We start from the raw sequence: 23,725 nt of genomic DNA, 5'->3' as shown, positions 1-23,725 counted from the left end.
AGGAGGAATGCGTTCATTCCAGCCCCAGTTCCTGGATCTTCCGGGTGATCGTGTTGCGGCCGATCCCCAGCTTCTGCGCGGCCTCGATGCGCCTTCCGCGCGTGTTCTGCAACGCGGTGAGGATCAGCTTCGATTCGAAGCGGCGCGTGAGCTCGTCCCACACGTCGTGGCGGCCGCTGGCCAGCAACTGGGCCGCCTCCACCTCCAGCGCGGACTCCCAGGTGGTCGCCGCCGGCACCGGCGCAGCGGGCACGAAGGCCGCGACCGGCGCGGCCTCATGGGGGGCCGCCCCCGCCGGTGCGGACTCCGCGGACGCCGGCGCCTGGCCGCGCGCGAGCGACGGGTCGGCAGGCCCCGCGCCCACTTCCGGCGGCAGGTCCTTGGCCTCCACCAGCTGCGCCGGCGCCATCACCGTGAGCCAGTGGCAGATGTTCTCCAGCTGCCGCACGTTGCCGGGGAATTCGAAGGTCGTCAGCCGCGCCAGCGCCGCATCGGAGATCCGCTTCGGCTCCACCCCGAGCTGCTGCGCGCTCTGCTGCAGGAAATGGCGCGCCAGCATCGGGATGTCCTCGCGGCGCTCGCGCAGGGCCGGCAGGCGCAGCCGGATCACGTTCAGGCGGTGGAACAGGTCCTCGCGGAACACGCCTTCCTTCACGCGCTGTTCCAGGTCCTGGTGGGTCGCCGCGATCACGCGCACGTTGGCCTTGATCCCGTTGTGCCCGCCCACGCGGTAGAAGTGGCCGTCCGACAGCACGCGCAGCAGGCGCGTCTGCAGGTCGAACGGCATGTCGCCGATCTCGTCGAGGAACAGCGTGCCGCCCTCGGCCTGCTCGAAGCGGCCGCGGCGCATGGTCTGCGCGCCGGTGAAGGCGCCGCGCTCGTGGCCGAACAGCTCGGACTCCAGCAGGTCCTTGGGGATGGCCGCGGTGTTGATCGCGACGAAGGGGCCGTTGGCGCGGGGCGAGTGCTTGTGCAGCGCGCGCGCCACCAGTTCCTTGCCGCTGCCGGATTCGCCCGTGATCATCACCGTCACGTTCGATTGCGACAGGCGCCCGATCGCGCGGAACACGTCCTGCATCGCCGGCGCCTGCCCCAGCATCTCGGGCGCGGCGGCCATGCGCTCCTCGGCCACCTCCTCGCGCTGGCTCTCTTCGACCGCGCGGCGGATCAGCTCGATCGCCTTGGGCAGGTCGAAGGGCTTGGGCAGGTATTCGAAGGCGCCGCCCTGGAAGGCGGAGACGGCGGAATCGAGGTCCGAGAAAGCGGTCATGATGATGACCGGCAACCCGGGATGCTTCTCCTTGATCTTCGTGAGCAGGTCCAGGCCCGAAGCCCCGGGCATGCGGATGTCGCTCACCAGGATCTGCGGCCCGTCGTCGTCATTGGCCGTTTCCAACGCGGAGAGCACATCCCTGGCGTTGGTGAAGCTGCGTGTGGGCAGCTCTTCCCGCATCAGCGCCTTCTCGAGCACGAAGCGGATGGATTGGTCATCGTCAACGATCCAGATCGGCTTCATGTTCTGTCGGTCACCTCAGGTCTGCATGTGGACGGCTAGGGCAGAGGGATGAGGATCTTGAAATCCGTCCTCCCCGGCACGCTGTCGCACTCGATCAGGCCATGGTGCTGCTGCACGAAGGTCTGCGCCAGCGTGAGCCCCAGGCCGGATCCGCCTTCCCTCCCCGACACGAGCGGGAAGAAGATGCGGTCCTTGATCGAGTCCGGTACACCGGGCCCGTTGTCGATGACATGCAATTCCAGTGCCAGTCGATAGCGCTGCTTGCCGAAGGTGACCTGCCGGCCGATGCGGGTCTTGAACGTGACTTGCGCATCGCCGGTCTCGATGCGTTGCGCCAGCGCCTGGCAGGCGTTATGCGCGATGTTCAACACGGCCTGGATCAGCTGCTCGCGGTCGCCGCGGAACTCGGGAATGGACGTGTCGTAGTCCCGCACGACCTTCAGCCCCTTCGGGAACTCCGCGAGGATCAGCGAGCGCACGCGCTCGCAGACTTCGTGGATGTTCACGTCGGACACGACGTGCGGCCGGCGGTGCGGTGCCAGCAGGCGGTCGACCAGGGTCTGCAGCCGGTCGGCCTCGTGGATGACGACGCGCGTGTACTCCTTGAGCTGCGGGTCGATCTCCATTTCCAGCAGCTGCGCCGCGCCGCGGATCCCGCCCAGCGGGTTCTTGATCTCGTGCGCGAGGTTGCGGATCAGTTCCTTGTTCGCCTGCACCTGGTCGATCAGGCGCTCCTCGCGGTCCTGCCGGGTCTGCGCCTCCAGCGGCAGCAGTTCGACGACGAATTCGTCCTGCACCTCGGTCTGGGCCAGGACGACGTGCACCGGCACCGGCTCGCCCTGCTGGCGCAGCAGGCGCGCGTCGTAGCGCAGGGCCGCGTACTCGTTGATGCGGGCGCCGTCCAGCGCCGTGCGCAGGATGGCCGGCTCGGCGAACAGCGGCAGCAGGCTGGTGCCCTCGATGTTGCGGCGGGACAGCCCCAGCGCGTCCTCCAGGGCCGAATTGGCGAACAGCACGGTGCCATCGCCGCGCACCACGGCAACGAGCGTGGCGAGCAGGTCGAAGCACTGGAAGCGGTGGAGCGGCCGGAAAACGGCCGAGCGCGCCGGCCGCGGGGTCACCGCGGGGGCGCGGGCGACGTCCTTATTTCGCGGCGCTGGCGCGCCCGAGTTCCCGCTTGAGGCCGGCAATGTCTTTCTCGTTGCGCTCGAGGGAAGCCTTCAGTTCGGCCACGCGATCGAGGTACTTCTGGTGGTTGCGGTGTTCGGGGCCCAGCTTTTCGGGCTCGCCGTTGTTCCATTCCTGCAGCAGGTCGGCCTGGCGCGACTCGGCCTTCTTCAGTTCGGCCTCGAGGATGGAACGGGCTTCGTTGTCGCGGGCCTTCTGGTCGCCGGAATCCACGCGGCCGTTGGGGCCGCCCGTCGGCGGCGCCGTGGCCACGCTGTCGCCGCGGCCGCGCGCCCCGCCGCCCGCCGCCGGCCCGTTGGCCGGTCCGTTGACGCGGGTGCCCTGCACGATCGTGACGTTGCCGCCCTCCATCAGCTTGCAGTTCTGGGCCTTGGCCTGGACTTCGTCGTTGGTGTAGCTGTTGCCGCAGCGCCAGATCCTGGTCTGCGCCTGGGCACCGGCCGCCAGGGCCAGGACTGCCAGGGGAATGAGGATGGAAGACGGCTTCATGGCGTTACTCCTTGCATCCCACGATGCGCAGGGACGGCCTGCCAGTATCGCGCAAACTCTTCAGATTGCCAACTAAGGTCTTGATTTGAAAGGAAAAGGGGCGACAAAAGTCGCCCCCTTGCGCTCCGCCCGTGACGAATTACAGGCTGTAGTACATGTCGAACTCCACCGGGTGGGTGGTCATTCGGAAGCGGGTCACTTCCTGCTGCTTCAGTTCGACGTAGGCGTCCAGCATGGAATCGGTGAACACGCCGCCCTTGGTCAGGAAGGCGCGGTCCTGGTCCAGGTATTCCAGGGCCTGGTCCAGGCTGTGGCACACGGTCGGGATCTTCGCGTCCTCTTCCGGCGGCAGGTGGTACAGGTCCTTGGTGGCGGCCTCGCCCGGGTGGATCTTGTTCTCGACGCCGTCCAGGCCAGCCATCAGCATGGCGGCGAAGCCCAGGTAGGGGTTCATGGTCGGATCCGGGAAGCGCACCTCGATGCGGCGGCCCTTCGGGTTCGCCACGTAGGGGATGCGGATCGAGGCGGAGCGGTTGCGGGCCGAGTAGGCCAGCTTCACCGGCGCTTCGAAGCCGGGGACCAGGCGCTTGTAGCTGTTGGTGCCGGGGTTCGTGATCGCGTTCAGGGCGCGGGCGTGCTTGATCACGCCGCCGATGTAGTACAGCGCGAACTCGGACAGGCCCGCGTAGCCGTCGCCGGCGAACAGGTTCTTGCCGTCCTTCCACACGGACTGGTGCACGTGCATGCCGGAGCCGTTGTCGCCGACGATGGGCTTGGGCATGAAGGTGGCCGTCTTGCCGTACGCGTTGGCCACGTTGTGGATCACGTACTTCATCAGGATCGTCCAGTCGGCGCGCTGCACCAGCGTGCTGAACCTGGTGCCGATCTCGTTCTGGCCGGCGCCGGCCACTTCGTGGTGGAACACTTCGACCGGGATGCCCAGCGATTCGAGGATCAGGGACATCTCGGCGCGCATGTCCTGCATGCTGTCGACCGGGGGCACGGGGAAGTAGCCGCCCTTGGTGGTGGGACGGTGGCCCTTGTTGCCGCCTTCGTGCTTCTTGCCGGTGTTCCAGGGGGCTTCGTACTCGTCGATCTCGACGAAGGAGCCGGACGGGTCGGCACCCCAGCGCACGTCGTCGAAGATGAAGAACTCGGGCTCGGGCCCGAAGAAGGCGGTGTCGCCGAAGCCGGAGGCCTTCAGGTAGGCCTCGGCGCGCTTGGCGATCGAGCGCGGGTCGCGGTCGTAGGCCTTGCCGTCGCCCGGCTCCAGGACGTCGCAGCTCAGGATCAGCGTCGTCTCTTCGAAGAAGGGATCGATGTTGGCCGTGCTCGGGTCCGGCATCAGCAGCATGTCGGAGGCTTCGATGCCCTTCCAGCCGGCGATGGACGAGCCGTCGAATGCGTGACCGGACGTGAACTTGTCTTCGTCGAAGTGCGACACCGGCACGGACACGTGTTGTTCCTTGCCGCGGGTGTCGGTGAAGCGGAAGTCAACGAACTTGACTTCGTTGTCCTTCACCATCTTCAACACGTCGGCGACGCTCTTGGCTGCTGCCATCAGTTTTCTCCAGGAGGATATTTGGTTGTGAACGAAAAGTGCGGCTTGGCGGGATGCAGGTTCTGTGCCAAAGCTGGTGCACTCGGCATCGCGCAAAACTTCCGGATTGTCCACCAAACTGCCGCGTTTTCCCTACTGGACCCTTGCGAAATCAACGCGGCAGTGCACCGTGCAGGTGCGCTTCTGCGTTTGCACCGGAATGGAGCAGATCAGGGACGCACCAACTCGGGGCCGAGGCGGACTTTCAGCAGGCCCAGCCCTTCGAGCAGCGTGCGGTAGGCCAGGTCCACGTGCGCCGGCTCGCCCTTGACGCCCAGGTCGATGTGGCGGCCGTAGGTCGGATGGTCGACGCTGGGGAGGCTGAACACCTTGACGTGCGGGTGCTCGCGTTCGACCTGCTCCATCAGCGGGGTGAGCGTGGCCTCCATGGAGCCGAAGACGATGACGGACCGCTCGATGTAGGCCCCGCGCCGGAACAGGTGGGCATAGGAGGTGTCCAGCACGTCCTGCATCATCGGCCAGGCCATCACCGGGAATCCCGGGACGAAGTGCACCGTGCCCACCGTGAAACCGGGGATCTTGTTGTACGGGTTCGGGATGAGGGTGGCGCCCTTCGGGAACACGCCCATGTTGAGGCGGTGGATGTTGTCCGGCCGGTCCGGCTCGTAGGGCACGCCCTGCTCCCGCGCCACGTCCTGCATGCGTTCGCGGATCAGGCGCTCGGCCCCCGGGTGCAGTTCCAGTTCGACGCCCAGCGCGCGGGCCGCGCACTGGCGCGTGTGGTCGTCGGGGGTGGCGCCGATGCCGCCGCAGGAAAACACGATGTCGCCCGAGGCGAAGGCGCGGCGCAGCGTGTCGGTGATCCGCTCGGGCTTGTCGCCCACGTACTCGGCCCATCCCAGTTCCAGCCCGCGCTCGGTGAGCAGTTCGATCAGCCTGGGCAGGTGCTTGTCGGCGCGCTTGCCCGAGAGGATCTCGTCGCCGACGATGACGAGGCCGATGGCGGGGCGGGAGGGGGACGTCATGCGGCAATCCTACCGGTCTCCCGGCCCGCCGGGCCGCGTCCCCCGCGCCGGCCCCGGCAGGCGATACCATGCCGTCATGCACCTGACCCCAGTGATCCTCTGCGGCGGCTCCGGCACGCGCCTGTGGCCCCTGAGCCGCAAGAGCTTCCCCAAGCAGTTCGTGCCCCTGGTGGGCGATCGGAGCCTGCTGCACCTGACCCTGGAGCGCGTCGCGCCGCTGGGCGGGCCGGTGGTGGCCGTGGCGGCGGAGGACCATCGCTTCCTGGTCGCGGACACGATGCGGCAGGCGAAGACGCCAGGCACCATCGTCCTCGAGCCGGTGGCGCGCAACACCGCGGCGGCGATCGCGCTGGCCGCCCTGCACGCCGACCCCGCCAGCGACCTGCTGTTCTGCCCCGCCGACCACTACATCCCGGACGCCGCCGCCTTCGGCCGCACCGTGAAGGAGGGGCTGGACGCCGCCGGCAACGGCGCGATCGTCACTTTCGGCATCGTGCCCAGCTTCCCCAGCACGGCCTACGGCTACATCCGGCAGGGCACGCCGCGCCCGGACGGCAGCCTGCAGGTGCAGAAGTTCATCGAGAAGCCCGACGCCGCCACGGCGCGGCAACTGCTGCTGCAAGGCGACACGCTCTGGAATGCCGGCATCTTCCTCGCGCGCGCCAGCGTCATGCTGGAGGCGCTGCAGGAGCACGCGCCGGACATCCTGGCCTCCTGCCGCGCGGCGATGGAGGCCGCCCGCACCGAGGAGCCCGGCAGCGCCGCGCCCGGCACCCTCTTCCTGCGCCCCGAGCGCGCGGCCTTCGAGGCCTGCCGCTCCCAGAGCATCGACTACGCGGTGATGGAACCGCACGAAGACGTCGCCGTCGTGCCCTTCAGCGGCCAGTGGAGCGACGTGGGCAGCTGGAACGCGGTGGCCGACCTCTCCCCCGCGGACCCGCAGGACAACCGCGTGCAGGGCCAGGGCTGGGTGCACAACGCCCGCAACACCTTCATCCACGCGCCGCACCGGCCCGTGGTGGCCCTCGGCACCGAGGACCTGCTGATCATCGACACGCCCGATGCCGTGCTCGTGGCGAACCGGGCGTGCGCCGAACAGGTCAAGGACGTGGTCGCGAGGCTGGAGCAGTCGCACGCCTCGCAGGCCGCCTTCCACCGCAAGGTGGTGCGCCCCTGGGGCTGGTACGACAGCGTGGACGCGGGCGAGCGCTTCCAGGTGAAGCGCATCGGCGTGAAGCCCGGCGCTTCGCTGAGCCTGCAGAAGCACCACCACCGGGCCGAGCACTGGGTGGTGGTCCGCGGGACGGCGCAGGTCACCCGCGGCGACGAGACCTTCCTCCTCAGCGAGAACCAGTCCACCTACATCCCCATCGGCGAGGTGCACCGCCTGCACAACCCGGGCCGGATGGAGCTGGAGATGATCGAGGTGCAGTCCGGCAGCTACCTCGGCGAGGACGACATCGTCCGCCTCGAGGACACCTACGGCAGGACCTGAACGGCTTCGGGGGCGGCGGGCTGCAGCGGCGTGGCGGCGCGCACCTGCGCCAGCGCCGCCAGGCAGTAATGCGCGAACCACAGCGACGAGAACGCGAACACCAGCGTGTAGATCCAGATCGCGACCGGGATGAGGATGGGGAAGGCGGCGGCGAAGATCCAGCCCGAAGCCCAGACCAGGCTCGGCGCCGCGCCGAGGTAGCCCGTGGCCACGCCCATCACCAGCAGCCACATGCGGTGTTCGCGGAACACCAGGTTGCGTTCCTCGCCGCTCGCGTGGTCGGCCAGCGCGTCGAAGGCCATCACGCGGTACGTGAGCCAGCCCCAGATCAGGGGCGGCAGGATCAGCACCAGCGGCGGGATGAACCACAGCGGCAGCGACACGATCAGCGCCACCACCGCCAGCAGCGCGGAGCCGAGCGACCAGAAGGCGCCGCGCGTGAAGGAGGCCCCGTGCCGGCGTTCCAGCCCGGGAAAGCGCCTGCGCGCGACCAGGTTGACCACGGCGGGCATCATCAGCACGGCGACCAGGAACAGCACCACCACGACCAGCAGCGGGGTGATGGCGAAGATCACCAGCAGCGGGGCGAGCGCGTTCTTCAGGTTGCCCACTCCCATCTCGCGCAGCCAGGTCGAGAGGTGTTCCATCCAGGCCGAGGACTCCAGCCAGACGAACACGGTGTTGACCGCCGTGTCCCAGAACAGGTAGCCGAGCCCGAAGGCCGTGGCCACCATCAGCACGAGCGGCAGCAGCGACAGGCCGATCACCCGCGGGTGCAGGCAGTAGAGGGCGGCGCGCCAGAAGGAATCCAGGAACAGGGACATGGGGGAAGGATAGCGGACGGGGCGGATGCCCTTGCCCGCCGGCGCCGGTGGCGAATCAGCCCGCCCGGCGCACGCCGCGCTCAGGCGCGGCCCATCAGCCGCAGCACCCCGAGCTTCTGCTGCTCCCAGAACCCGCGGCCGTAGTCGCGCCCGGTCTCCACCTGGTCCCGGATGCCGGTGGGGTCGAAGCGGATCTCGAAGTTGGCAGTGCCGAACATCATGTCCCACCAGGGCAGCAGCACGCCGAAGTTGTGGCCGCCCAGCGCCGGGCTCTGGCCGTAGACCAGGTGCTCGCCGCCCTCCTGGTCCTCGTGGCCCAGCCCGATGCTGTGGTGCAGGCGATGGAAGCGCGGGCTGACCCACAGGCGCTCGCCGATGAGGCCGAAGTGCAGGCGCAGGTTGGCGTGCTGGAAGCTCTCGCTCAGCTGCGCGATGGCGACCAGGCCGACGAACTGGCCGGGCCCGACGCCGATCAACTGCCCCAGCACGACGAGCAGGCTGTCGCGGATCACGTCGTCCAGAAGGTGGTTTCGGTTGTCGCTCCACATCGTCATGGAGCGCTGCGAATGGTGCAGCGCGTGCAGGCTCCACCACCATTCGAAGCGGTGCTGGGCCCGGTGGATCCAGTAGCCGAAGAAATCGAACACGACCAGGTAGATCAGGAAGCTGGCCATGGGGTGGTCCGTCACGCCTTCCATCAACTGGTCGATGTGCACCGTGCCGAGGCCGGCCACGCGCAGGTACCCGAACAGCTGGTCGAACAGGGGTTCGACGCTGAAGAACAGCGCCACGCGGAAGATGCCGAGGCGGTGCAGCAGCGTGTAGACCACGTCGGTGCGGACCTCCGCCGTGTCGACCCGGGCATCCGCCGGGCGCCAGCGCTGGAGCGGGCCGATGATCGCCAGCATCACGGCGATCTGGATCAGGCCCACCAGCAGCCAGCCGGTGGCCACATAGGCGTCTTCCAGCATGCCGCCCATGCCGAAGGAGTACAGGATCGGCTGCACCACGAACTGGAACACCCATCCCTGGGCCTGTTCAAACAGATTCTGTATCCACTGCATTGCTATTTACCGCGCGCCACCCACTCGCGATACATCGGATGATCGCGCAAGGTGACGAAACAGAACCCCCTCGATTTCAGTCCGGTGATCAGGGGCTCCAGTACGGCCGGCGCCCACGGGTCCTTCCTGGACCAGATCCCGAGATGTGCCAGTAGGATGTCGCCACTGCGCACTTCGCGCAAGGCCTTTTGGAGTAATTGCGGATTACTCGCGGTCTCGCTCGGGAGTTCGTCACCGAGAAAACCCGAAGGCGACCATCCGACATGCAGGAAACCGCAAGACCTGGCAACGGCCAGCAGCCGCGGCGACACCTTTCCCCCGGGCGCACGATACAGCGGCAGCGGCTTGCGGCCGGTGACTTCCTGCAGGCGGCGGGACGCGCGCGCGATTTCCGCGCAATATTCACCGGCCGTCCACGTGGATTCCCTGCCGGCATCGGGCCCGGCGGAGGGGCGAACCCGGAATGCCGGCGGTTCTCCGGGGAGGTCGGCCCGCCAATAGACGTGGTCGAAGGTGTGGGAAGCGAACTCGTGCCCCTCGGCCGCCCGCGCCTTCCACCAGGGCGCCCAGAAACTGCCGAGGCTGCCGTCGCCCTCCTGCGTCTTCTCGTTGGCGGCGAAGAAGGTCACCTTGACCTGCTGCCGGCTCAGCACTTCGGCCACGAAGTTGGCCACGCCCATGTGGCCGGTGTCGAGGGTGAGGTAGACGGGCTTGGCGCAGGGCTGGGCCCAGGCGCCGGAACTTGCCAGTACCAAGGCCAGCAATCCCCCGCGCCGCCGCACCTCAGTGCCTCGGCGAGTGGTCGAGCGTCCACACCCCGTGCGGCGACTTGCCCACGCTCACCTCGCGCACCACCTGCCGCGTCTGCGTGTCCACCACGACCAGCTTCTTCGACCACCGCGCGGTGGCCATCACGTAGCGGCCGCCGGCCAGCACTTCCATGCAGTCGGGGCCGCCGGGCGCGGGGTAGGCATCCACCACCTTGAGCGTGTCGAGGTTGATCTTGCTGATGGTGTTGGCCACCCGGTTGCTCAGGAAGACGTGCTTGCCGTCGCCGGCGGCGCGGAAGGCGTGGGCGCCCGCGCCGGTGCGGATGTAGCCGATGGAGCGCGGCACCCTGAGGTAGCTGACGTCGAAGATCTGGACGCTGTCGCCGCCCGTCAGGCCCACCAGGACCTTGCGGTCGTCCGGCGTGCCGAACACGTCGGCGGGCATCGGGCCGGTCTTGATCCGCCAGCGGATGCGCTGCTGCTCCAGGTCGATCGCCACCAGTTCGTCGCTGTCCTGCATGGTGACGTAGGCGACGGTGCTGCGGCTGTCGATGTAGATGTGGCTGGGAGTCTTGCCGGTGGGGAGGCGCCGGACGAGCGAGAGGTCCTTGCCGTCCCACCGGTACAGGTCCACGTGCTGGAGGCGGTTGCCGGCGGTGACCAGCCACTTCATGTCCGGCGAGAAGCGCAGCTGGTACGGATCCACGATGCCGCGCACCGTCCTCTGGATGGTGGCCGTGCGCGGATCCACGAACGTGAGCGAGTCGGCCAGCGCGTTGGCGACGATGATCGACTTCTCGTCCGGCGTCATGTACAGGTGGTGCGGCTCCTTGCCGGTGGGGATGCGCTTGACCTCGTTCCAGGTGACCGGGTCGATCACGCTGATGTCGGCGTCCAGCGAGTTGAGCACGAAGATCGGCGCCGGCTGGGCGCAGGCGAGCCCGGATGCGGCCAGCAGGAGGACCAGGAGCCAGGCGCGGCGGAAGGACGGAAGTTTCACGGCGGGGCAGTACGGGGTGGGAATCTGCTCAACGCGGGGGCGCCGGCGGCGGAGGACGGGCTATTTTGCGCGATCCGCCGCGGCCGCGGGATCCTCCGGCGCGGGGATGGCGGCTCGGTACACTCGGCGCCGCGGAATCCCAACATGCGACAGACCCAGGACAACGGTGCGGGCCAGCCGGAAATGCGCACCAGGCCGGCGCCCGTCGAAGTCGTGCTGTGCGCATACAACGGCGAAAAGTACATCCGCGAGCAGGTGGCAAGCATCCTGCGGCAAACCCTGAAACCGGCCAGGCTGTCGGTCTACGACGACGGTTCGAGCGACGGCACCCCGGAAATCCTGGCGGACCTCGCCCGCCGCAACGGCAGCGACGTGGAGATCGTCCTGCACCGCAACAGCCGGAATCTCGGCTACGTCAGGAACTTCGAGCAGGGGATCCGGCAGGCCGAATGCGAGTTCATCGCCCTGTCCGACCAGGACGACATCTGGGAGGAGAACAAGCTGGAAGTCCTCCTGGCGTCGTTCGACGAGGGCACCGGTGTCGTGTTCTCGGACGCGCTGCTGGTGGACGAGGCGGCCGCCAGCCTGGGCCACACCCTGTGGGAGTCGATCCGATTGAGCCCGGCCCGGCGGGCGAGGTTCGGCCGCCGGAGCGAACTCGTGCACCTGATGCTGCAACAGAGCTTCGTGACGGGCGCCGCGATGGTCCTGCGCAGGAGCGTCGCGGACGCGCTCCCCGCGTTCCCGGCGACGGCGCCCCACGACTACTGGATCGCGATCGTCGCGTCGGAGATATCCTCGGTGAAGCCGGTCGACCGGGTGCTCTACAAGTACAGGCAGCACGCGAGCAACGTCATGGGGCAGCGGAAGCACGACCCGCTGCGCAAGGCCCTGCAGATCCTCCGCACCGCCGAGGCCCGCTACCAGGGCGAACTCCGGACCTACGAACAGATCGCGCTGGCATTGCAGGGGCGCCCCGGACTGGAGGCCGCCTGCGAGCGCTTCCGGGCCAAGGCCGGATTCCTGCGCGCGCGGCAGGACGCCATCGCGGCCGGCTGGCGCGGCCTGCCCCGGCTGGTCCGGATGCTGTTCGCAGGCCAGTACCGCACCTTCTGCGTGCTGAACCGGGTGATCTTCCTGCAGGACGCCTGCATCCTGATCGACCGAGCGCTCCGCAGGTCCTGAGCGAGGACTACTTCCCGCGCTGCGAGACCGCCGCAAGCTGCCCGGGCGTCAGCCAGCACCACTGTCCCGGCGCGAGATCGGCGGGCAGTTCCAGCGTGCCGATGCGCGAGCGATGCAGTTGGGTGACGCGGTTGCCCACGGCGGCCAGCATCCGCTTCACCTGGTGGTACTTGCCCTCGGTGAGCGTCAGGCGCAGCGCCTCGGGGGCGGTGCGCTCGCAGGCCGCGGCCCGCACCGGCCGGGGATCGTCGTCGAGCACGACACCGGCGAGCAGGCGCCGGATCTGGTCGTCCTCCACCGGCGCCGCAGTGCCGACTTCGTAGACCTTCGGCACGTGGTGCTTCGGGGAACTCATTCGGTGGATGAAGGTGCCGTCGTCGGTGAGGAGCAGCAGGCCGGTCGTGTCCTGGTCCAGGCGGCCGATCGCCTGCACGCCGGGCGTGGCGCCCTTGTTGGGGCGCTGGCGCAGCGGCGCCGGCAGCAGCGTGTAGATGCTCGGCCAGGCGCCGGGCCGCTGCGAGCATTCGTAGCCGACGGGCTTGTGCAGCATCAGGTAGGCCTTGGCGTGGAAGGTCCACGGCTTGCCTTCCACCGTGAAGGACAGATTCTCCGGCTCGACCTCGGCGTGCGGGTCGCTGGCCGGCTTCCCGTTGACGGTCACCAGGCCGTGCTGCACGAGGCCGAGGCAGACGCGGCGGGGGCCGAAGCCCTGGGAAAAAAGGAGGTCCTGGAGTTCCATGGGAGGTTCAGCGCAGCGCCGACGGCGACACGCCCGTTTCCTGCGCCTGCCCTGCGCCCAGCAGCAACTCCTGCACCTGGCGCAGGGCGCGCTGGGCGGAGGCGATGAGCGCCAGCACGGCGGTCTGGTTGTGGCGTCGCATTTCGGCCGCCGCGGCCGCGTCCGGCAGTTCCCCGCGCAGGAACTGCTCCAGCGTGACGGCCCGCAGCGACGCGGCGTCGAAGTCGCCGATCCGCGGCGTGATCACCACCGGCAGCACGCCCCAGTACAGGTATTCCACCAGCTTGGTGGGACAGGCGACCAGGTTGACCAGGGTTTCGTCGCGCAGCACGAAGCCGTAGGTGTGCGACAGGTAGTAGTCCTTGACCCGTTCCGGTGCGACCGACTCGCAGGCGAAGCTGCGGACGCCGCCTGCGCGCAGCCGGGCCTCGAACGGGGCGAGCTCTCCGGTCAGGAAGGTGTAGCGCAGCTCCGGCCGGCGCGCCGCGGCGGCGACCATCCGGTCCACGTTCTGCCAGGGCTGCATGCCGCCGGCGTAGATGACGGCGTCGGCATGGCGGCCGGCTTGCAGGGCCTGCGCGGCGGCGCCGCTGTCGCCGACCTGCGGCAGGATCGGCAGGATCAGTTCCTCGCGCCCGGGCCGCCGGCCATGCTTCTGCTGGAAGTGGGCCAGCATGGACTGCGTGACGCACACGAGCGCGTGGCAGCGGCGCAGGATGGCACCCTCCGCGACGGACAGGAACCGCCCGTACCAGGCCTGCCCCTGCTGCGCGCATTCCTCGGGGACGACGCCGTGCGCGTCGAAGATGATCCGGGCGCGGGTCGGGAACACCATCATGCGCAACGCGTTGTACGCGGAGTGGACGTACACGGTCCGGGCGGCGCGCAGGAGCCGCAGGATGAGCAAGGCGTGGACGAAGAAGTTCAGGCAGTAGACGGTCGCGAGGCCCTCGGTGCGAACTTCCTTGCGCAGGAAGCGGCGGAAGGAGATGTCCAGGTAGTTGCGCGGCGCCGAGGCCATCAGCGAGTCGATGTGGGCGACGCGCTGGAGCATGCCCTCCTTGAGCTTGTGCCCGGAGGGCCAGGTGGAGACGACGCAGATCACCGCGAGCCTGCCAGGAAGGTCCTGGACCGCGCCACGATGCGGTCCGCGGCGTGGCCATCGCCGTACGGGTTGGCGCGGTTGGCCATGGCTTCGTAGGCGCCCGGGGTGTCCATCAGTTCGTCGACGGCGCGCACGATGGGGTCCGCCCTGGCGCCGACGAGGCGCGCCGTGCCCGCGTCCACGGCCTCCGGACGCTCGGTCGCTTCGCGCATGACGAGCACGGGCTTGCCGAGCGTGGGCGCCTCTTCCTGGATGCCGCCGCTGTCCGTCAGCAGGAGGTGGCACTCCATCATCAGGTAGACGAAGGACAGGTAGTCCTGCGGCGGGATCAGGTGGATGTTGGGCACTCCGTCCAGCGCCGCCTCCACGGGCCCCTTCACGTTGGGGTTGAGGTGGACGGCGTAGACGATCTCCAGGTCCTGGCGGCGCGACAGGCGCAGCAGCGCATCGCAGATCTCGCGCATGCCTTCGCCGAAATTCTCGCGCCGGTGCCCGGTGACGAGGAGCAGCTTCCGGTCGGGGCGAAGGAAGGAGAAGCGCTCGCGCAGGGGCAGGCCCAGGGCCGGTTCGCTGCGCAGGCGGCCGGCCGTCTGCGACAGCGCATCGATCACCGTGTTGCCGGTGACCTCGATCGACTCGGGCGGGACGGCTTCGGCGAGCAGGTTCCGCCGCGACGCCTCGGTCGGCGCGAAGTGGAGCCGCGCCAGCAGGCCCGTGACGCGCCGGTTCATTTCTTCCGGCCACGGCGCCTCCAGGTTGCCGGTCCGCAGGCCGGCCTCCACGTGGCCGATCGGCACCCGGTTGTAGAAGCAGGCCAGCGAGGCCATGAAGGTCGTGGTGGTGTCGCCGTGGACCAGCACCAGGTCGGGGCGCCAGGCGTGCAGCACCGTGGACATCGCCTCCAGGATGCGCGCCGACAGGCCTTCGAGGGTCTGGGAGGCCGACATCAGGTTCAGGTCGAAGTCGGGCTCGATGCCGAAGAGCGAGAGCACCTGGTCGAGCATCGCGCGATGCTGCGCCGTGACGCAGACCTTCGTCTCCCACTCGGCCTGGCCGCGGAAGGCGCGCACCACCGGGGCCATCTTGATGGCTTCCGGGCGGGTGCCGAAGACGATGAGGACTCGTTTCATTTCAGTGAGGTCCCGCTCGCTGGGCCAATGGACGCCGAGCGTCGCACGGTTTCCTGGCCGGAGGGGAAATGGATGGCAGATTCGCCGCCGCGCCAGTGCAGCAAGGGGACCGCGCGTGGAATGCGGATTCTAGTTGAGCAGGATTCGCTGGTGGACTCGCCCCCTCATGCTCATCCGTTCCACGCACCGCCACGCTGCAGTGCTTTCCAGTCGCGCTTTGCGCGTTACTCGCCATTACAAAACCGGCACATTCGTCCATCCGGGTAATCCACGCTACGGCCGCGCGGCGGCACCCAAGTACATTGCCCACACGACGGCGCGCCGCTAGAGTGCTCAGAATTGAGCGATAGGGCTTGGACCCTTGGCAAACGGGCAGCGATGGCCAGCAAGCACCCCGAAGAGGTCGAAGACCTTCACTTCCGCGTCCTGAAGTACCTGCAGGACAACCCGGACCTGTCCCAGCGCGAGCTGGCGCGGCTCCTGGGAGTGAGCAACGGGAAGCTGCATTACTGCATGAGGGCGCTGATCGAGAAGGGCTTAGTCAAGTTGGGTAATTTCGCGAACTCGAAGCATCACCTCGGTTATGCCTACCTGCTCACGCCCAAGGGCATCGCCCGCAAGGCGAACATGACGAGCCAGTTCCTGAAAAGAAAAATGGCGGAGTACGAAGCGCTGCATGCGGAGATCGCCGCGCTGCAGGCGGAGGTGGAAGGCCAACGGCAGACGGTGAAACGCACCACCCATTGACGAGGAGTTCGCACCCATGGATCTGAAGGACAAGACGCTCGCCGTGATCGGCCTGGGCTATGTGGGCTTGCCCCTGGCCGTGGAGTTCGGCCGGCGGCGACCGGTGATCGGTTTCGACATCAAGAAGGAGCGCATCGCGGAACTGCAGGCGGGCGACGACCACACGCTGGAGTGCTCGCGTGCGGAACTGGCTGCGGCGGAACACGCGCGCTATACCAGCGATGTCGAGGACCTGAAGCAGGCGCAGATCTTCATCGTCACCGTTCCCACCCCGGTCGACCAGGCCAATCGCCCGGACATGAGGCCCCTCGTCAAGTCGAGCGAGACCGTCGGCAGCGTGCTCAAGCGCGGCGACATCGTCATCTACGAATCCACCGTGTATCCCGGAACGACGGAGGAAGTCTGCGTCCCCGTGCTCGAGCGCGTGAGCGGACTGAAGTTCAACGAGGACTTCTTCTGCGGCTACAGCCCCGAGCGGATCAATCCCGGCGACAAGGAGCACCGGCTGCCCCTGATCAAGAAGGTGACCAGCGGCAGCACGCCCGCCATCGCGGACGAAGTCGACCAGCTGTACGCGCAGATCATTACCGCGGGCACCCACCAGGCCAGCAGCATCCGCGTCGCCGAAGCCGCCAAGGTGATCGAGAACACGCAGCGGGACCTGAACATCGCGCTGATGAACGAGCTGAGCCTGATCTTCCGCCGTCTCGGCATCGACACGCTCGAAGTGCTGCGCGCCGCCGGGACGAAGTGGAACTTCCTGCCGTTCCGACCGGGCCTGGTGGGCGGCCACTGCATCGGAGTCGATCCCTATTACCTGACCCACAAGGCGCAGGAAGTTGGCTACCATCCCGAAGTCATTCTTGCCGGCCGCCGCATCAACGACAACATGGCCAAGCACGTTGCCGACGAAACGGTGAAGCTGATGCTGCGCAAGGGACTGCCGGTTCTGGACAGCAAGGTGCTGGTGCTCGGGCTGACCTTCAAGGAAAACTGCCCGGACGTGCGCAACACGAAGGTGGTGGACATCGTGCGGACGCTCGAGGGTTACAACACCAGGGTGGACGTGTACGACCCCTGGATCGACGTGGCCGAGGCGCGGCACGAATACGGACTCGAGTGCCTGGACGAAGTGCCTCGCACCGGCGAATACGCAGCCGTGGTGGTGGCGGTCGGGCACCGGCAGTTCCTGGAACTCGGCGAGGAGGGCATCAAGGCCTTCGGGCAACCGGGCGCAGTGATCTTCGATGTAAAGAGCTTGCTGCCCCTTGGAAGTGCGGACGGTCGCCTGTAACCTCCCGGCGCGGAATGACAGCCTACGAAGAACTACTCGCACACCTGCCGCACACACCCCGGACCTGGCTGGTCACGGGCTGCGCCGGCTTCATCGGTTCGAACCTGCTCGAGACGCTGCTGAAGCTCGACCAGCGTGTGGTCGGGCTGGACAACTTCGCGACGGGGCACCAGCGCAATCTCGACGAGGTGCGCTCGCTGCTGGCGCCGGCGCAGTGGGACCGCTTCCGCTTCCTCCAGGGCGATATCCGCAACCTTCACGACTGCCGCGCGGCCGTCGAGGGCGTGGACCACGTGCTGCACCAGGCAGCGCTCGGGTCGGTGCCGCGCTCGCTGGCGGACCCCATCACCACCGACGGCACCAACATCGGCGGCTTCCTGAACATGCTGGTGGCGGCACGTGACGCGAAGGTGCGCAGCTTCACCTATGCGGCCAGCAGTTCCACCTACGGCGACCACCCCGGCCTGCCGAAGGTGGAAGACCGCATCGGCAAGCCGCTGTCGCCGTATGCCGTGACCAAGTATGTCAACGAGCTGTACGCCGACGTGTTCGCTCGAAGCTATGGCTTCTCCTGCATCGGCTTGCGCTACTTCAATGTATTCGGTCCGCGTCAGGATCCGGAGGGAGCGTACGCGGCCGTGATCCCAAGGTGGATCGCGGCGATGATCCAGGATGAGGGCGTGTTCATCAACGGGGACGGCGAAACGAGCCGCGATTTCTGCTTTGTGCAGAACGCGGTCGAGGCGAACCTGCTAGCGGCGACCACCACCTCGGAGGGAGCCCGGAATCAGATTTACAACGTAGCGGTGGGGGACAGGACGACCCTCAAGGAACTTTTCGAAGCATTGCGCGACAGCCTCGCGAGCCATAGCGCGCCATATCGCAAGGAGCCAGAATACCGGGAATTAAGGCCTGGAGATGTCCGCCATTCGCAGGCCGATGTCGGAAAGGCGCGTCGGCTACTGGGCTATCGCGGCATGTTTCGACTCGCCGAGGGCGTGAACCTCTCAATGCCTTGGTATGTCGCTTTCTTGCGCTCTACCAACAGCATTGAAACCTAAACTCGGGAGCTTGAAATCAGTCGCTTTTTCGCTAACGATAAGGCAATCGTCATGTGCCTGCCTCCTCGCAGGGGCCGTAGGGTCAAAGGCAAATGAGCGTTGCCAAGAATACCGCAGCAAATTTGGCGGGAGCGACGGCGCCAATGGCGTTAGCCCTGCTCACACTACCCATTTATCTAGAAACCATCGGTGCGGAGCGATACGGGGCATTGGCGCTTGTCTGGACCCTCATTGGCTACTTCGGATTTCTGGACCTTGGGCTTGGAAAGGCTGTAACTCGCAGCCTTGCGCGAGCCTCAGAAGAAGCGCGAGCAGAGAGGAGCAACCTCCTCTGGACGGCCCTAAATGCGAGCTTGTTGCTGGGGCTCTGCGGCTCGGTAGTAGTGTTCAACGCCGCCACATACGCCGTCGAGCTTTCGAGTAGGTTGACAGCCGAGACGCGGGCTGAAATCGCAAATGCCATCTTTTGGGTGTGTCTGGCACTCCCTGTACTTCTGATGAGCTCGGTGCTATCAGGGGCGCTGCAAGGTTGTGAGAAATTCTTTGGCTTGAACATCGCGCACGTAATCGCTGGTGTTGTAGGGCAAGTGCTTCCGCTGATCGTGGCGCTAGTCGCGTCCAGGAATCTTACATATTTGATTCCAGCGACGTTGGCACCGCGTCTTCTGCTCTTATTCATTTTGTACGCACTGTGCAGGCGTCACGTGCCACTTGCAGGTGTACCGGTAATTCGGCGCGCACATCTCAGCCATTTGCTCTCATATGGCGGATGGGTCTCAATACTGGCCTTCCTCGCCCCTCTTCTTGTCACGATCGACCGCTTGGTGCTCGGCGCAGTCGCAGGAACGAGAGCGGTGGCGCATTACGCCGTCCCATTCGATCTAGTGAGCCGCTTATCGATCGTGACCGGAAGTGTGTCTTCAGCTGTCTTCCCTCGGATGGCAGCTAGCTCTCTAGCTGACGGCGCTGGCCTTGCGGCCGCCACTTCTGCGCTTCTTACTGCCATCATTACACCGCTCGTAGTTGCCGCGCTGCTTCTTGCGGATGCCTTTCTCCGCATTTGGATGGGGCCCGAATTCGCACAGGAAGCTCGCTGGGTTTCTGAATTCCTCCTGCTGGGGATTTGGTTCAATGTTATCGTAGTCCCGTATCACTCAAACTACCTTGCATCACGTTCGCCAAGGCCTATTGTCGTCATCTACCTGATAGAGATCCCCATATATTTCTTGCTTCTTTGGCAAGGAGTCACACGCTTCGGCGTCGCGGGCGCAGCGGCCGCATGGGCGGCTAGGGCAGCGCTGGACTCTTTTCTTCTTCTATGGTTGAACGCCGCATTACTCAATACAGCTAGGTTCGTGTATCCATGGCTGCTGGCGGTGGCGGTGACCGGGGCGCTAACCTTTGCGGCAGCCCCGCCTCTAATTAGCTGGTCCTTGCCCGCCGCCCTCCTTTTCATTTGCACTTTCAAGGACCGCCTCCTGATTCGTAGCGCTACGTTGAGACTGGTGGGAGCGAAGTAATCTCGTCCACTGTCACTTAGCGAATGGCACAGCCCTGGATGCGCTTCATGACCGTTGTACACAGTAATGCCTGAAATGATGCCCCGGGAGACCACATTGATTGCCTTGCCTACAGAGGGCAGGGATGTTGGCGACTGGGCAGAAAGCGATACAGAAGACGTACACAATTGCCCGGTATGTCAGTCCACTGCACGGTCGATAAAGCATCCTGCGCTACGGGATGTGACTTTCGAAGTTGCAGCAGGCGTTTGGACAATGTGGGAATGCCATTCGTGCAGATCCAACTACTTGGCGCCTCGACCCACACCAAGCTCCATTCATCGCGCGTACTCGCATTACTACACGCATCGAGACGTCGTTTCTCGGCGGCCAATTACAACGCTTCACGGAGTTCGAAAGTTCCGGCGACTCCTCGTCAATGGATATCTGAAACAGATATTCGGTCTCGACGAGGAACCTGCCAGCAGCCTCGGCTGGCTGATGTACGCACTCCCAAACGCGCGAGCGCGGCTCCATCACGAATACCGGAATCTCCCTCGCCTACCTCCCGGTGGCGGCAGCCTGTTAGACATTGGAAGCGGTGACGGAGCGTTTCTCCAACGGGCGGTTGCAATTGGATGGAAGGTAGTCGGAGTGGAACCGGATGCCAAAGCCGCCCAGATGAGTCGCGCTAGAGGCTTGGAAGTCATAACCGGTGGTCTCGAAGAGATTGGCGCCGCCCGCAGATTCGACGTAGTGACGCTCAACCACGTCATCGAGCATGTACATGATCCCGTCGGAATGTTAAGGAATTGCTGGGAAATACTCAAACCAGGCGGAACTATTTGGCTCGACACCCCCAATTCGGAAAGCTATGGTCACCAAATTTTCCAATCGGCTTGGCGTGGCATCGAGGCGCCTCGCCATCTCGTACTGTTCTCGGATTCCGCGCTCAAGCAAGCGCTCCAACAAGTGGGGTTCCACCACATTCGCAATGCGCCGCGCCACGATCCGACTTTGGAACTCTACCGGATGAGTTACGTACTCTCCGCAGGGGGAACTGGAATCCCCCCCACCCTCAGGATTCTGGCGCTCGCTCTTTGCGCAAGACTACGCCGAATCATCGCTCCGCACCGACGCGAATTCCTTACCGTGACCGCCCAAAGGCCAACATGCTAATTTCGATCGCAATGGCCACGTACAATGGCGCAAAATATTTACCCGATCAGCTCGAAAGCTTTGCCAATCAGCGTGTCCTCCCGCAGGAACTCGTCGTTTGCGACGACCGGTCCACCGACAATACGATGTCTGTGTTACAGAGCTTCAGACGGCATGCACCTTTTGACGTCCGCATCATTCCGAACGAACGACGGTTAGGGTATTCCGCCAATTTCGAGAAGGCGCTCAATTCTTGCTCTGGCGAAATAATCTTTATCTCAGATCAGGATGATGTCTGGCTCCCGAAAAAGACTGCCTCAGTACTAGGCGCTCTCGCCCAGTGCAAGGCGATGGTGGTACTAAATGACCAAGAGATCACGGATGCCAACCTAACTCGCACAGGCCGAACCATCATGGGCAATACAAGGACTCTTGGCTTCAAGGAAACTTGGATCAGCGCAGGATGTTGCACGGCCGTACGCAGGGAATTTTTGGAGCTCTTAAATCCCTTCCCGAACCATCTGCTCGCATACGATGCCTGGATACACAAGGTAGCCGTTGAGCTGGGGACGCGGCAGGTCGTGCCAGAGGTTCACCAACTGTACAGACGCCATTCGTCCAACACATCAGCGCCGCTGGCCACCACGTTTTCCATCCCAAATCGGGTCAGTGCATTCATGCACTTCGGGCTCCGCGACGTCAGCGACGGCTGGGACGTTGAAGTTCAGATCTCCAGGGAACTTACGCAAAGGCTGCGAGAACGTGCGGGAACTCTGAATCGATTTGATCTACACCATGCGGGCAGAGCTGCAATCCGGAAAGAAGAGGAGTTTGTGGAAGCATTGACACACCGACGATCATTCCTCAAACAGGGCCGCATTCACAGATTCGGTCCACTACTTAGATTTTTCTTGCGCGGTGGTTACGTCCAGTTTTCCGGAGTCAGGAGTGCTGCCAAGGATTTGCTGCGGCCTTCTGTTCGTACCGACCGGCCAAGTGAACCATGATCTGTCACAGGGGTGCAGGGTTCCGCCCTTGCCCCGAATTCACTCGCCACTTACGGGAACGCTCATCACATCAAGGGGACGCCCCGTGCGCACGAGCGGCGTCGAAGCCATACCCATCATGATCGTCGGAAACTGCTGGCTTGGCGCCGAAGTCGCGGCGCTGCGCGGTTTACACATCCCAAGGCAGTCTTCGGCGCGCACAGCCTTGCTAGCGAAAGAGATTCCGTCGGGATGGCTGGCGGTTGGGTGCCCGGGGCGTATGGTGGAAATGCAGGATCGGATGGAACCCGCACCGGATCGCCTATGGAGGCAAGAAAGGATTCGCGCCACAGACGACGGCCCCAGTGCGCCACGGATTGCTAGGACATTGCTGCGGCGCGGCTTCTGTACCGACGAGCGACACTACCGCAACCAGTTCTGCGACTCACGCGAGTTCAAGCAGCCCGCATTTTCCAGTTGTTCAGACCTTCCCCTGGCGGGCATACCTTCAACCCCCTCAGTTGCGATGAGTTTCATAACCAAGGAGTGTATGAAGTGCGTCCATCTGCTCGAGGTGCAGCCTGATAGAGGGCAACTCGCATGAAGCTCTCCGGTGCCGCGGTGCCCGCGGCGAATGCTCGCATCGCCATTGTGCTGCCGACGCTACACGGGGGGGGCGCCGAACGCCTGCACCTGAATTTGGCGCATGATTGGATCCGACGCGGTTACGCGGTCGACTTCGTGCTGATGCGCAAAAAAGGGGAGTTGCTCCCGCTCGTTTCTTCCCGAATTCGGGTCATCGACCTCAGCGCCGACCGGATCAGAGAGGCCATCCTACCCTTGCGCCGCTACTTGCGCCAGGAGCATCCGGACTACACAATCGCGGCCCTTTGGCCCCTCACGTCGGCCGCCGTCGCGGCTTGGCTGCTTTCCGGGCGCCGAGGACGCCTATTCTTAAGCGACCACAGCCACCTCAGCACATCTTGCGTGCGCGATTTACACGTGCCCCTTTCGCTTCTTGGCGCCAGCATGGGCCTGACCTATCCGCTAGCCACAGGCGTAATCGCCGTCTCGGAAGGCGTGAAGAACGACATGCTGCAACTTGCGCACCTGCAGGCGCGCCACGTTAACGTTATTTACAACCCGACGGCCACGGGCGTGTCGCCGCGTCGGGAAAGTAATGCGACCGTGAACTCCCTGTGGGGCGAGCGTTGTCGCCAGCGCATTCTCACCGTCGGCAATCTCAAGCCGGCGAAGGATCATGCCACATTGCTGAAGGCCTTTGCCCAACTCCCACTGGAGCTTGGTGCTCGCCTGGTTATCCTCGGAGAGGGCAAGCTTCGCCCGCAGCTCGAGCAACAGGCCGCCGAACTCGGCATTGCTGACCGCATTTCCATGCCCGGGTTCGTCGCGGACCCTTATCCTTGGTTTCGCAGCGCGGACCTGTTCGTTTGCTCCTCCCAGTGGGAGGGTTTCGGCAATGTTCTCGTCGAAGCCCTTGAGTGCGGAGTACCGGTCGTCAGTACGGATTGCCCTAGCGGTCCGTCCGAAATTCTCGAAGGTGGCCGATTCGGGCGCTTGGTTCGACTAGGAGATCCAGCTGCTTTGGCACAGGCCATAGAGGCACATCTTGGCGCACGGCATGACCGCGAGCTGCTGCGGAAGCGGGCTCTGGCCTTTGCCGTGCCGACAATTTCAGAAGAATACCTTCGGTACTTTGCGAAAGGACTTGGCTGATGATTAGAGAGGGGTCTGCTCAAGACGACGAGGAGCTGCGTCGTCTTTGTTCGGTTTGTTCAGGCCCCGGTGGAACGCTGGCCATTCAGCTTTTCCACCTTACATAGCGCGCGCAACGGAGTGCTGCTGCCCTCGTGGATCGAACCGATAGC

Annotated in this window: 21 protein-coding genes; 9 read left to right on the top strand and 12 right to left on the bottom strand. The window is 65.4% G+C overall.

Annotation, left to right across the window (positions count from 1 at the left end; translation table 11 throughout):
• Nucleotides 1-13: 13 nt before the first annotated feature.
• The 5 genes from ntrC to JJ685_RS28180 form a co-directional block, all read right to left on the bottom strand.
• Nucleotides 14-1,516: a nitrogen regulation protein NR(I) gene (gene ntrC, locus JJ685_RS28200; protein WP_201677718.1), complete on the bottom strand. Its 1,503-nt coding sequence runs from the start codon at nucleotides 1,514-1,516 to the stop codon at nucleotides 14-16.
• Between the two features lie 35 nt (nucleotides 1,517-1,551).
• Complete coding sequence (gene glnL, locus JJ685_RS28195) at nucleotides 1,552-2,637, bottom strand: nitrogen regulation protein NR(II) (RefSeq protein ID WP_330901864.1); 1,086 nt, start codon at nucleotides 2,635-2,637, stop codon at nucleotides 1,552-1,554.
• A 22-nt stretch (nucleotides 2,638-2,659) separates the two neighbouring features.
• Entirely contained in the window at nucleotides 2,660-3,193 is a 534-nt protein-coding gene (locus JJ685_RS28190) for a hypothetical protein (protein ID WP_201677716.1), read from the bottom strand.
• Between the two features lie 139 nt (nucleotides 3,194-3,332).
• Nucleotides 3,333-4,754 (bottom strand): type I glutamate--ammonia ligase, encoded by a 1,422-nt coding sequence (gene glnA, locus JJ685_RS28185; RefSeq protein ID WP_201677715.1) that lies wholly within the window; start codon nucleotides 4,752-4,754, stop codon nucleotides 3,333-3,335.
• A 209-nt stretch (nucleotides 4,755-4,963) separates the two neighbouring features.
• Nucleotides 4,964-5,779: a competence/damage-inducible protein A gene (locus JJ685_RS28180; protein WP_201677714.1), complete on the bottom strand. Its 816-nt coding sequence runs from the start codon at nucleotides 5,777-5,779 to the stop codon at nucleotides 4,964-4,966.
• 76 nt (nucleotides 5,780-5,855) lie between these two features.
• Here JJ685_RS28180 and JJ685_RS28175 point away from each other — a divergent pair, with 76 nt between their 5' ends.
• Nucleotides 5,856-7,274 (top strand): mannose-1-phosphate guanylyltransferase/mannose-6-phosphate isomerase, encoded by a 1,419-nt coding sequence (locus JJ685_RS28175; RefSeq protein ID WP_201677713.1) that lies wholly within the window; start codon nucleotides 5,856-5,858, stop codon nucleotides 7,272-7,274.
• Here JJ685_RS28175 and JJ685_RS28170 read toward each other — a convergent pair.
• The 4 genes from JJ685_RS28170 to JJ685_RS28155 form a co-directional block, all read right to left on the bottom strand.
• The gene (locus tag JJ685_RS28170) at nucleotides 7,259-8,098 is read right to left on the bottom strand and encodes an EI24 domain-containing protein (RefSeq protein WP_201677712.1); all 840 of its coding nucleotides are present in this window, start codon (nucleotides 8,096-8,098) and stop codon (nucleotides 7,259-7,261) included. The genes JJ685_RS28175 and JJ685_RS28170 overlap by 16 nt on opposite strands.
• A gap of 80 nt (nucleotides 8,099-8,178) precedes the next feature.
• Nucleotides 8,179-9,162 (bottom strand): sterol desaturase family protein, encoded by a 984-nt coding sequence (locus JJ685_RS28165; RefSeq protein ID WP_201677711.1) that lies wholly within the window; start codon nucleotides 9,160-9,162, stop codon nucleotides 8,179-8,181.
• 2 nt (nucleotides 9,163-9,164) lie between these two features.
• A complete protein-coding gene (locus JJ685_RS28160; RefSeq protein ID WP_269117452.1) occupies nucleotides 9,165-9,926 on the bottom strand; it encodes a polysaccharide deacetylase family protein in 762 nt (253 codons plus the stop codon).
• A 19-nt stretch (nucleotides 9,927-9,945) separates the two neighbouring features.
• Nucleotides 9,946-10,899 (bottom strand): YncE family protein, encoded by a 954-nt coding sequence (locus JJ685_RS28155; protein WP_236599357.1) that lies wholly within the window; start codon nucleotides 10,897-10,899, stop codon nucleotides 9,946-9,948.
• A gap of 177 nt (nucleotides 10,900-11,076) precedes the next feature.
• Here JJ685_RS28155 and JJ685_RS28150 point away from each other — a divergent pair, with 177 nt between their 5' ends.
• Nucleotides 11,077-12,117, top strand: a complete 1,041-nt coding sequence (locus JJ685_RS28150) for a glycosyltransferase family 2 protein (RefSeq protein ID WP_201677708.1) — start codon at nucleotides 11,077-11,079, stop codon at nucleotides 12,115-12,117.
• A gap of 7 nt (nucleotides 12,118-12,124) precedes the next feature.
• Here the strand turns inward: JJ685_RS28150 and JJ685_RS28145 are convergent, their stop codons facing one another.
• From JJ685_RS28145 to wecB, 3 genes are read right to left on the bottom strand one after another with little or no spacing between them, the layout of a single operon-like run.
• Nucleotides 12,125-12,856: a pseudouridine synthase gene (locus tag JJ685_RS28145; protein WP_201677707.1), complete on the bottom strand. Its 732-nt coding sequence runs from the start codon at nucleotides 12,854-12,856 to the stop codon at nucleotides 12,125-12,127.
• Between the two features lie 7 nt (nucleotides 12,857-12,863).
• Nucleotides 12,864-13,961: a glycosyltransferase family protein gene (locus JJ685_RS28140; RefSeq protein ID WP_201677706.1), complete on the bottom strand. Its 1,098-nt coding sequence runs from the start codon at nucleotides 13,959-13,961 to the stop codon at nucleotides 12,864-12,866.
• Nucleotides 13,958-15,091, bottom strand: a complete 1,134-nt coding sequence (wecB, locus tag JJ685_RS28135; RefSeq protein WP_201677705.1) for a non-hydrolyzing UDP-N-acetylglucosamine 2-epimerase — start codon at nucleotides 15,089-15,091, stop codon at nucleotides 13,958-13,960. Before wecB ends, JJ685_RS28140 begins: the two co-directional genes overlap by 4 nt.
• 378 nt (nucleotides 15,092-15,469) lie before the next feature.
• Between wecB and JJ685_RS28130 the strand changes: the two genes are divergently transcribed.
• From JJ685_RS28130 to JJ685_RS28100, 7 genes are all read left to right on the top strand, one after another.
• Nucleotides 15,470-15,838 carry a MarR family EPS-associated transcriptional regulator gene (locus tag JJ685_RS28130; protein WP_201677704.1) on the top strand — a complete coding sequence of 123 codons (369 nt, stop codon included), beginning with the start codon at nucleotides 15,470-15,472 and terminating at the stop codon, nucleotides 15,836-15,838.
• Between the two features lie 16 nt (nucleotides 15,839-15,854).
• Nucleotides 15,855-17,132: a Vi polysaccharide biosynthesis UDP-N-acetylglucosamine C-6 dehydrogenase TviB gene (gene tviB, locus JJ685_RS28125; protein ID WP_201677703.1), complete on the top strand. Its 1,278-nt coding sequence runs from the start codon at nucleotides 15,855-15,857 to the stop codon at nucleotides 17,130-17,132.
• 14 nt (nucleotides 17,133-17,146) lie between these two features.
• On the top strand, nucleotides 17,147-18,193 hold the full coding sequence (locus tag JJ685_RS28120; RefSeq protein WP_201677702.1) for an NAD-dependent epimerase/dehydratase family protein: 1,047 nt from the start codon (nucleotides 17,147-17,149) through the stop codon (nucleotides 18,191-18,193).
• Between the two features lie 92 nt (nucleotides 18,194-18,285).
• The gene (locus JJ685_RS28115) at nucleotides 18,286-19,713 is read left to right on the top strand and encodes an oligosaccharide flippase family protein (RefSeq protein WP_201677701.1); all 1,428 of its coding nucleotides are present in this window, start codon (nucleotides 18,286-18,288) and stop codon (nucleotides 19,711-19,713) included.
• 66 nt (nucleotides 19,714-19,779) lie between these two features.
• Nucleotides 19,780-20,871 carry a class I SAM-dependent methyltransferase gene (locus JJ685_RS30525; protein WP_201677700.1) on the top strand — a complete coding sequence of 364 codons (1,092 nt, stop codon included), beginning with the start codon at nucleotides 19,780-19,782 and terminating at the stop codon, nucleotides 20,869-20,871.
• The gene (locus tag JJ685_RS28105) at nucleotides 20,865-21,857 is read left to right on the top strand and encodes a glycosyltransferase (protein ID WP_201677699.1); all 993 of its coding nucleotides are present in this window, start codon (nucleotides 20,865-20,867) and stop codon (nucleotides 21,855-21,857) included. Before JJ685_RS30525 ends, JJ685_RS28105 begins: the two co-directional genes overlap by 7 nt.
• Before the next feature lie 579 nt (nucleotides 21,858-22,436).
• On the top strand, nucleotides 22,437-23,573 hold the full coding sequence (locus JJ685_RS28100; RefSeq protein ID WP_201677698.1) for a glycosyltransferase: 1,137 nt from the start codon (nucleotides 22,437-22,439) through the stop codon (nucleotides 23,571-23,573).
• Nucleotides 23,574-23,725 lie beyond the last annotated feature (152 nt).

This window comes from Ramlibacter monticola (assembly GCF_016722785.1).
GTDB lineage: Bacteria > Pseudomonadota > Gammaproteobacteria > Burkholderiales > Burkholderiaceae_C > Ramlibacter > Ramlibacter monticola.
The sequence above is the reverse complement of the archived record's forward strand: the minus strand, read 5'-3'. Positions and strand labels throughout refer to the sequence as shown.

Bases quoted from the DNA above. Each gene is read 5' to 3' on its own strand.
- ntrC (WP_201677718.1), bottom strand. From the start codon at position 1,516: ATGAAGCCGATCTGGATCGTTGACGATGACCAATCCATCCGCTTCGTG.
- glnA (WP_201677715.1), bottom strand. From the start codon at position 4,754: ATGGCAGCAGCCAAGAGCGTCGCCGACGTGTTGAAGATGGTGAAGGAC.
- JJ685_RS28105 (WP_201677699.1), top strand. From the start codon at position 20,865: ATGCTAATTTCGATCGCAATGGCCACGTACAATGGCGCAAAATATTTA.
- JJ685_RS28170 (WP_201677712.1), bottom strand. From the start codon at position 8,098: ATGTCCCTGTTCCTGGATTCCTTCTGGCGCGCCGCCCTCTACTGCCTG.
- JJ685_RS28120 (WP_201677702.1), top strand. From the start codon at position 17,147: ATGACAGCCTACGAAGAACTACTCGCACACCTGCCGCACACACCCCGG.
- JJ685_RS28180 (WP_201677714.1), bottom strand. From the start codon at position 5,779: ATGACGTCCCCCTCCCGCCCCGCCATCGGCCTCGTCATCGTCGGCGAC.
- JJ685_RS28145 (WP_201677707.1), bottom strand. From the start codon at position 12,856: ATGGAACTCCAGGACCTCCTTTTTTCCCAGGGCTTCGGCCCCCGCCGC.
- JJ685_RS28175 (WP_201677713.1), top strand. From the start codon at position 5,856: ATGCACCTGACCCCAGTGATCCTCTGCGGCGGCTCCGGCACGCGCCTG.
- tviB (WP_201677703.1), top strand. From the start codon at position 15,855: ATGGATCTGAAGGACAAGACGCTCGCCGTGATCGGCCTGGGCTATGTG.
- JJ685_RS28130 (WP_201677704.1), top strand. From the start codon at position 15,470: ATGGCCAGCAAGCACCCCGAAGAGGTCGAAGACCTTCACTTCCGCGTC.
- JJ685_RS28100 (WP_201677698.1), top strand. From the start codon at position 22,437: ATGAAGCTCTCCGGTGCCGCGGTGCCCGCGGCGAATGCTCGCATCGCC.
- JJ685_RS28165 (WP_201677711.1), bottom strand. From the start codon at position 9,162: ATGCAGTGGATACAGAATCTGTTTGAACAGGCCCAGGGATGGGTGTTC.
- JJ685_RS28115 (WP_201677701.1), top strand. From the start codon at position 18,286: ATGAGCGTTGCCAAGAATACCGCAGCAAATTTGGCGGGAGCGACGGCG.
- JJ685_RS28190 (WP_201677716.1), bottom strand. From the start codon at position 3,193: ATGAAGCCGTCTTCCATCCTCATTCCCCTGGCAGTCCTGGCCCTGGCG.
- JJ685_RS28150 (WP_201677708.1), top strand. From the start codon at position 11,077: ATGCGACAGACCCAGGACAACGGTGCGGGCCAGCCGGAAATGCGCACC.
- wecB (WP_201677705.1), bottom strand. From the start codon at position 15,091: ATGAAACGAGTCCTCATCGTCTTCGGCACCCGCCCGGAAGCCATCAAG.
- JJ685_RS30525 (WP_201677700.1), top strand. From the start codon at position 19,780: ATGCCTGAAATGATGCCCCGGGAGACCACATTGATTGCCTTGCCTACA.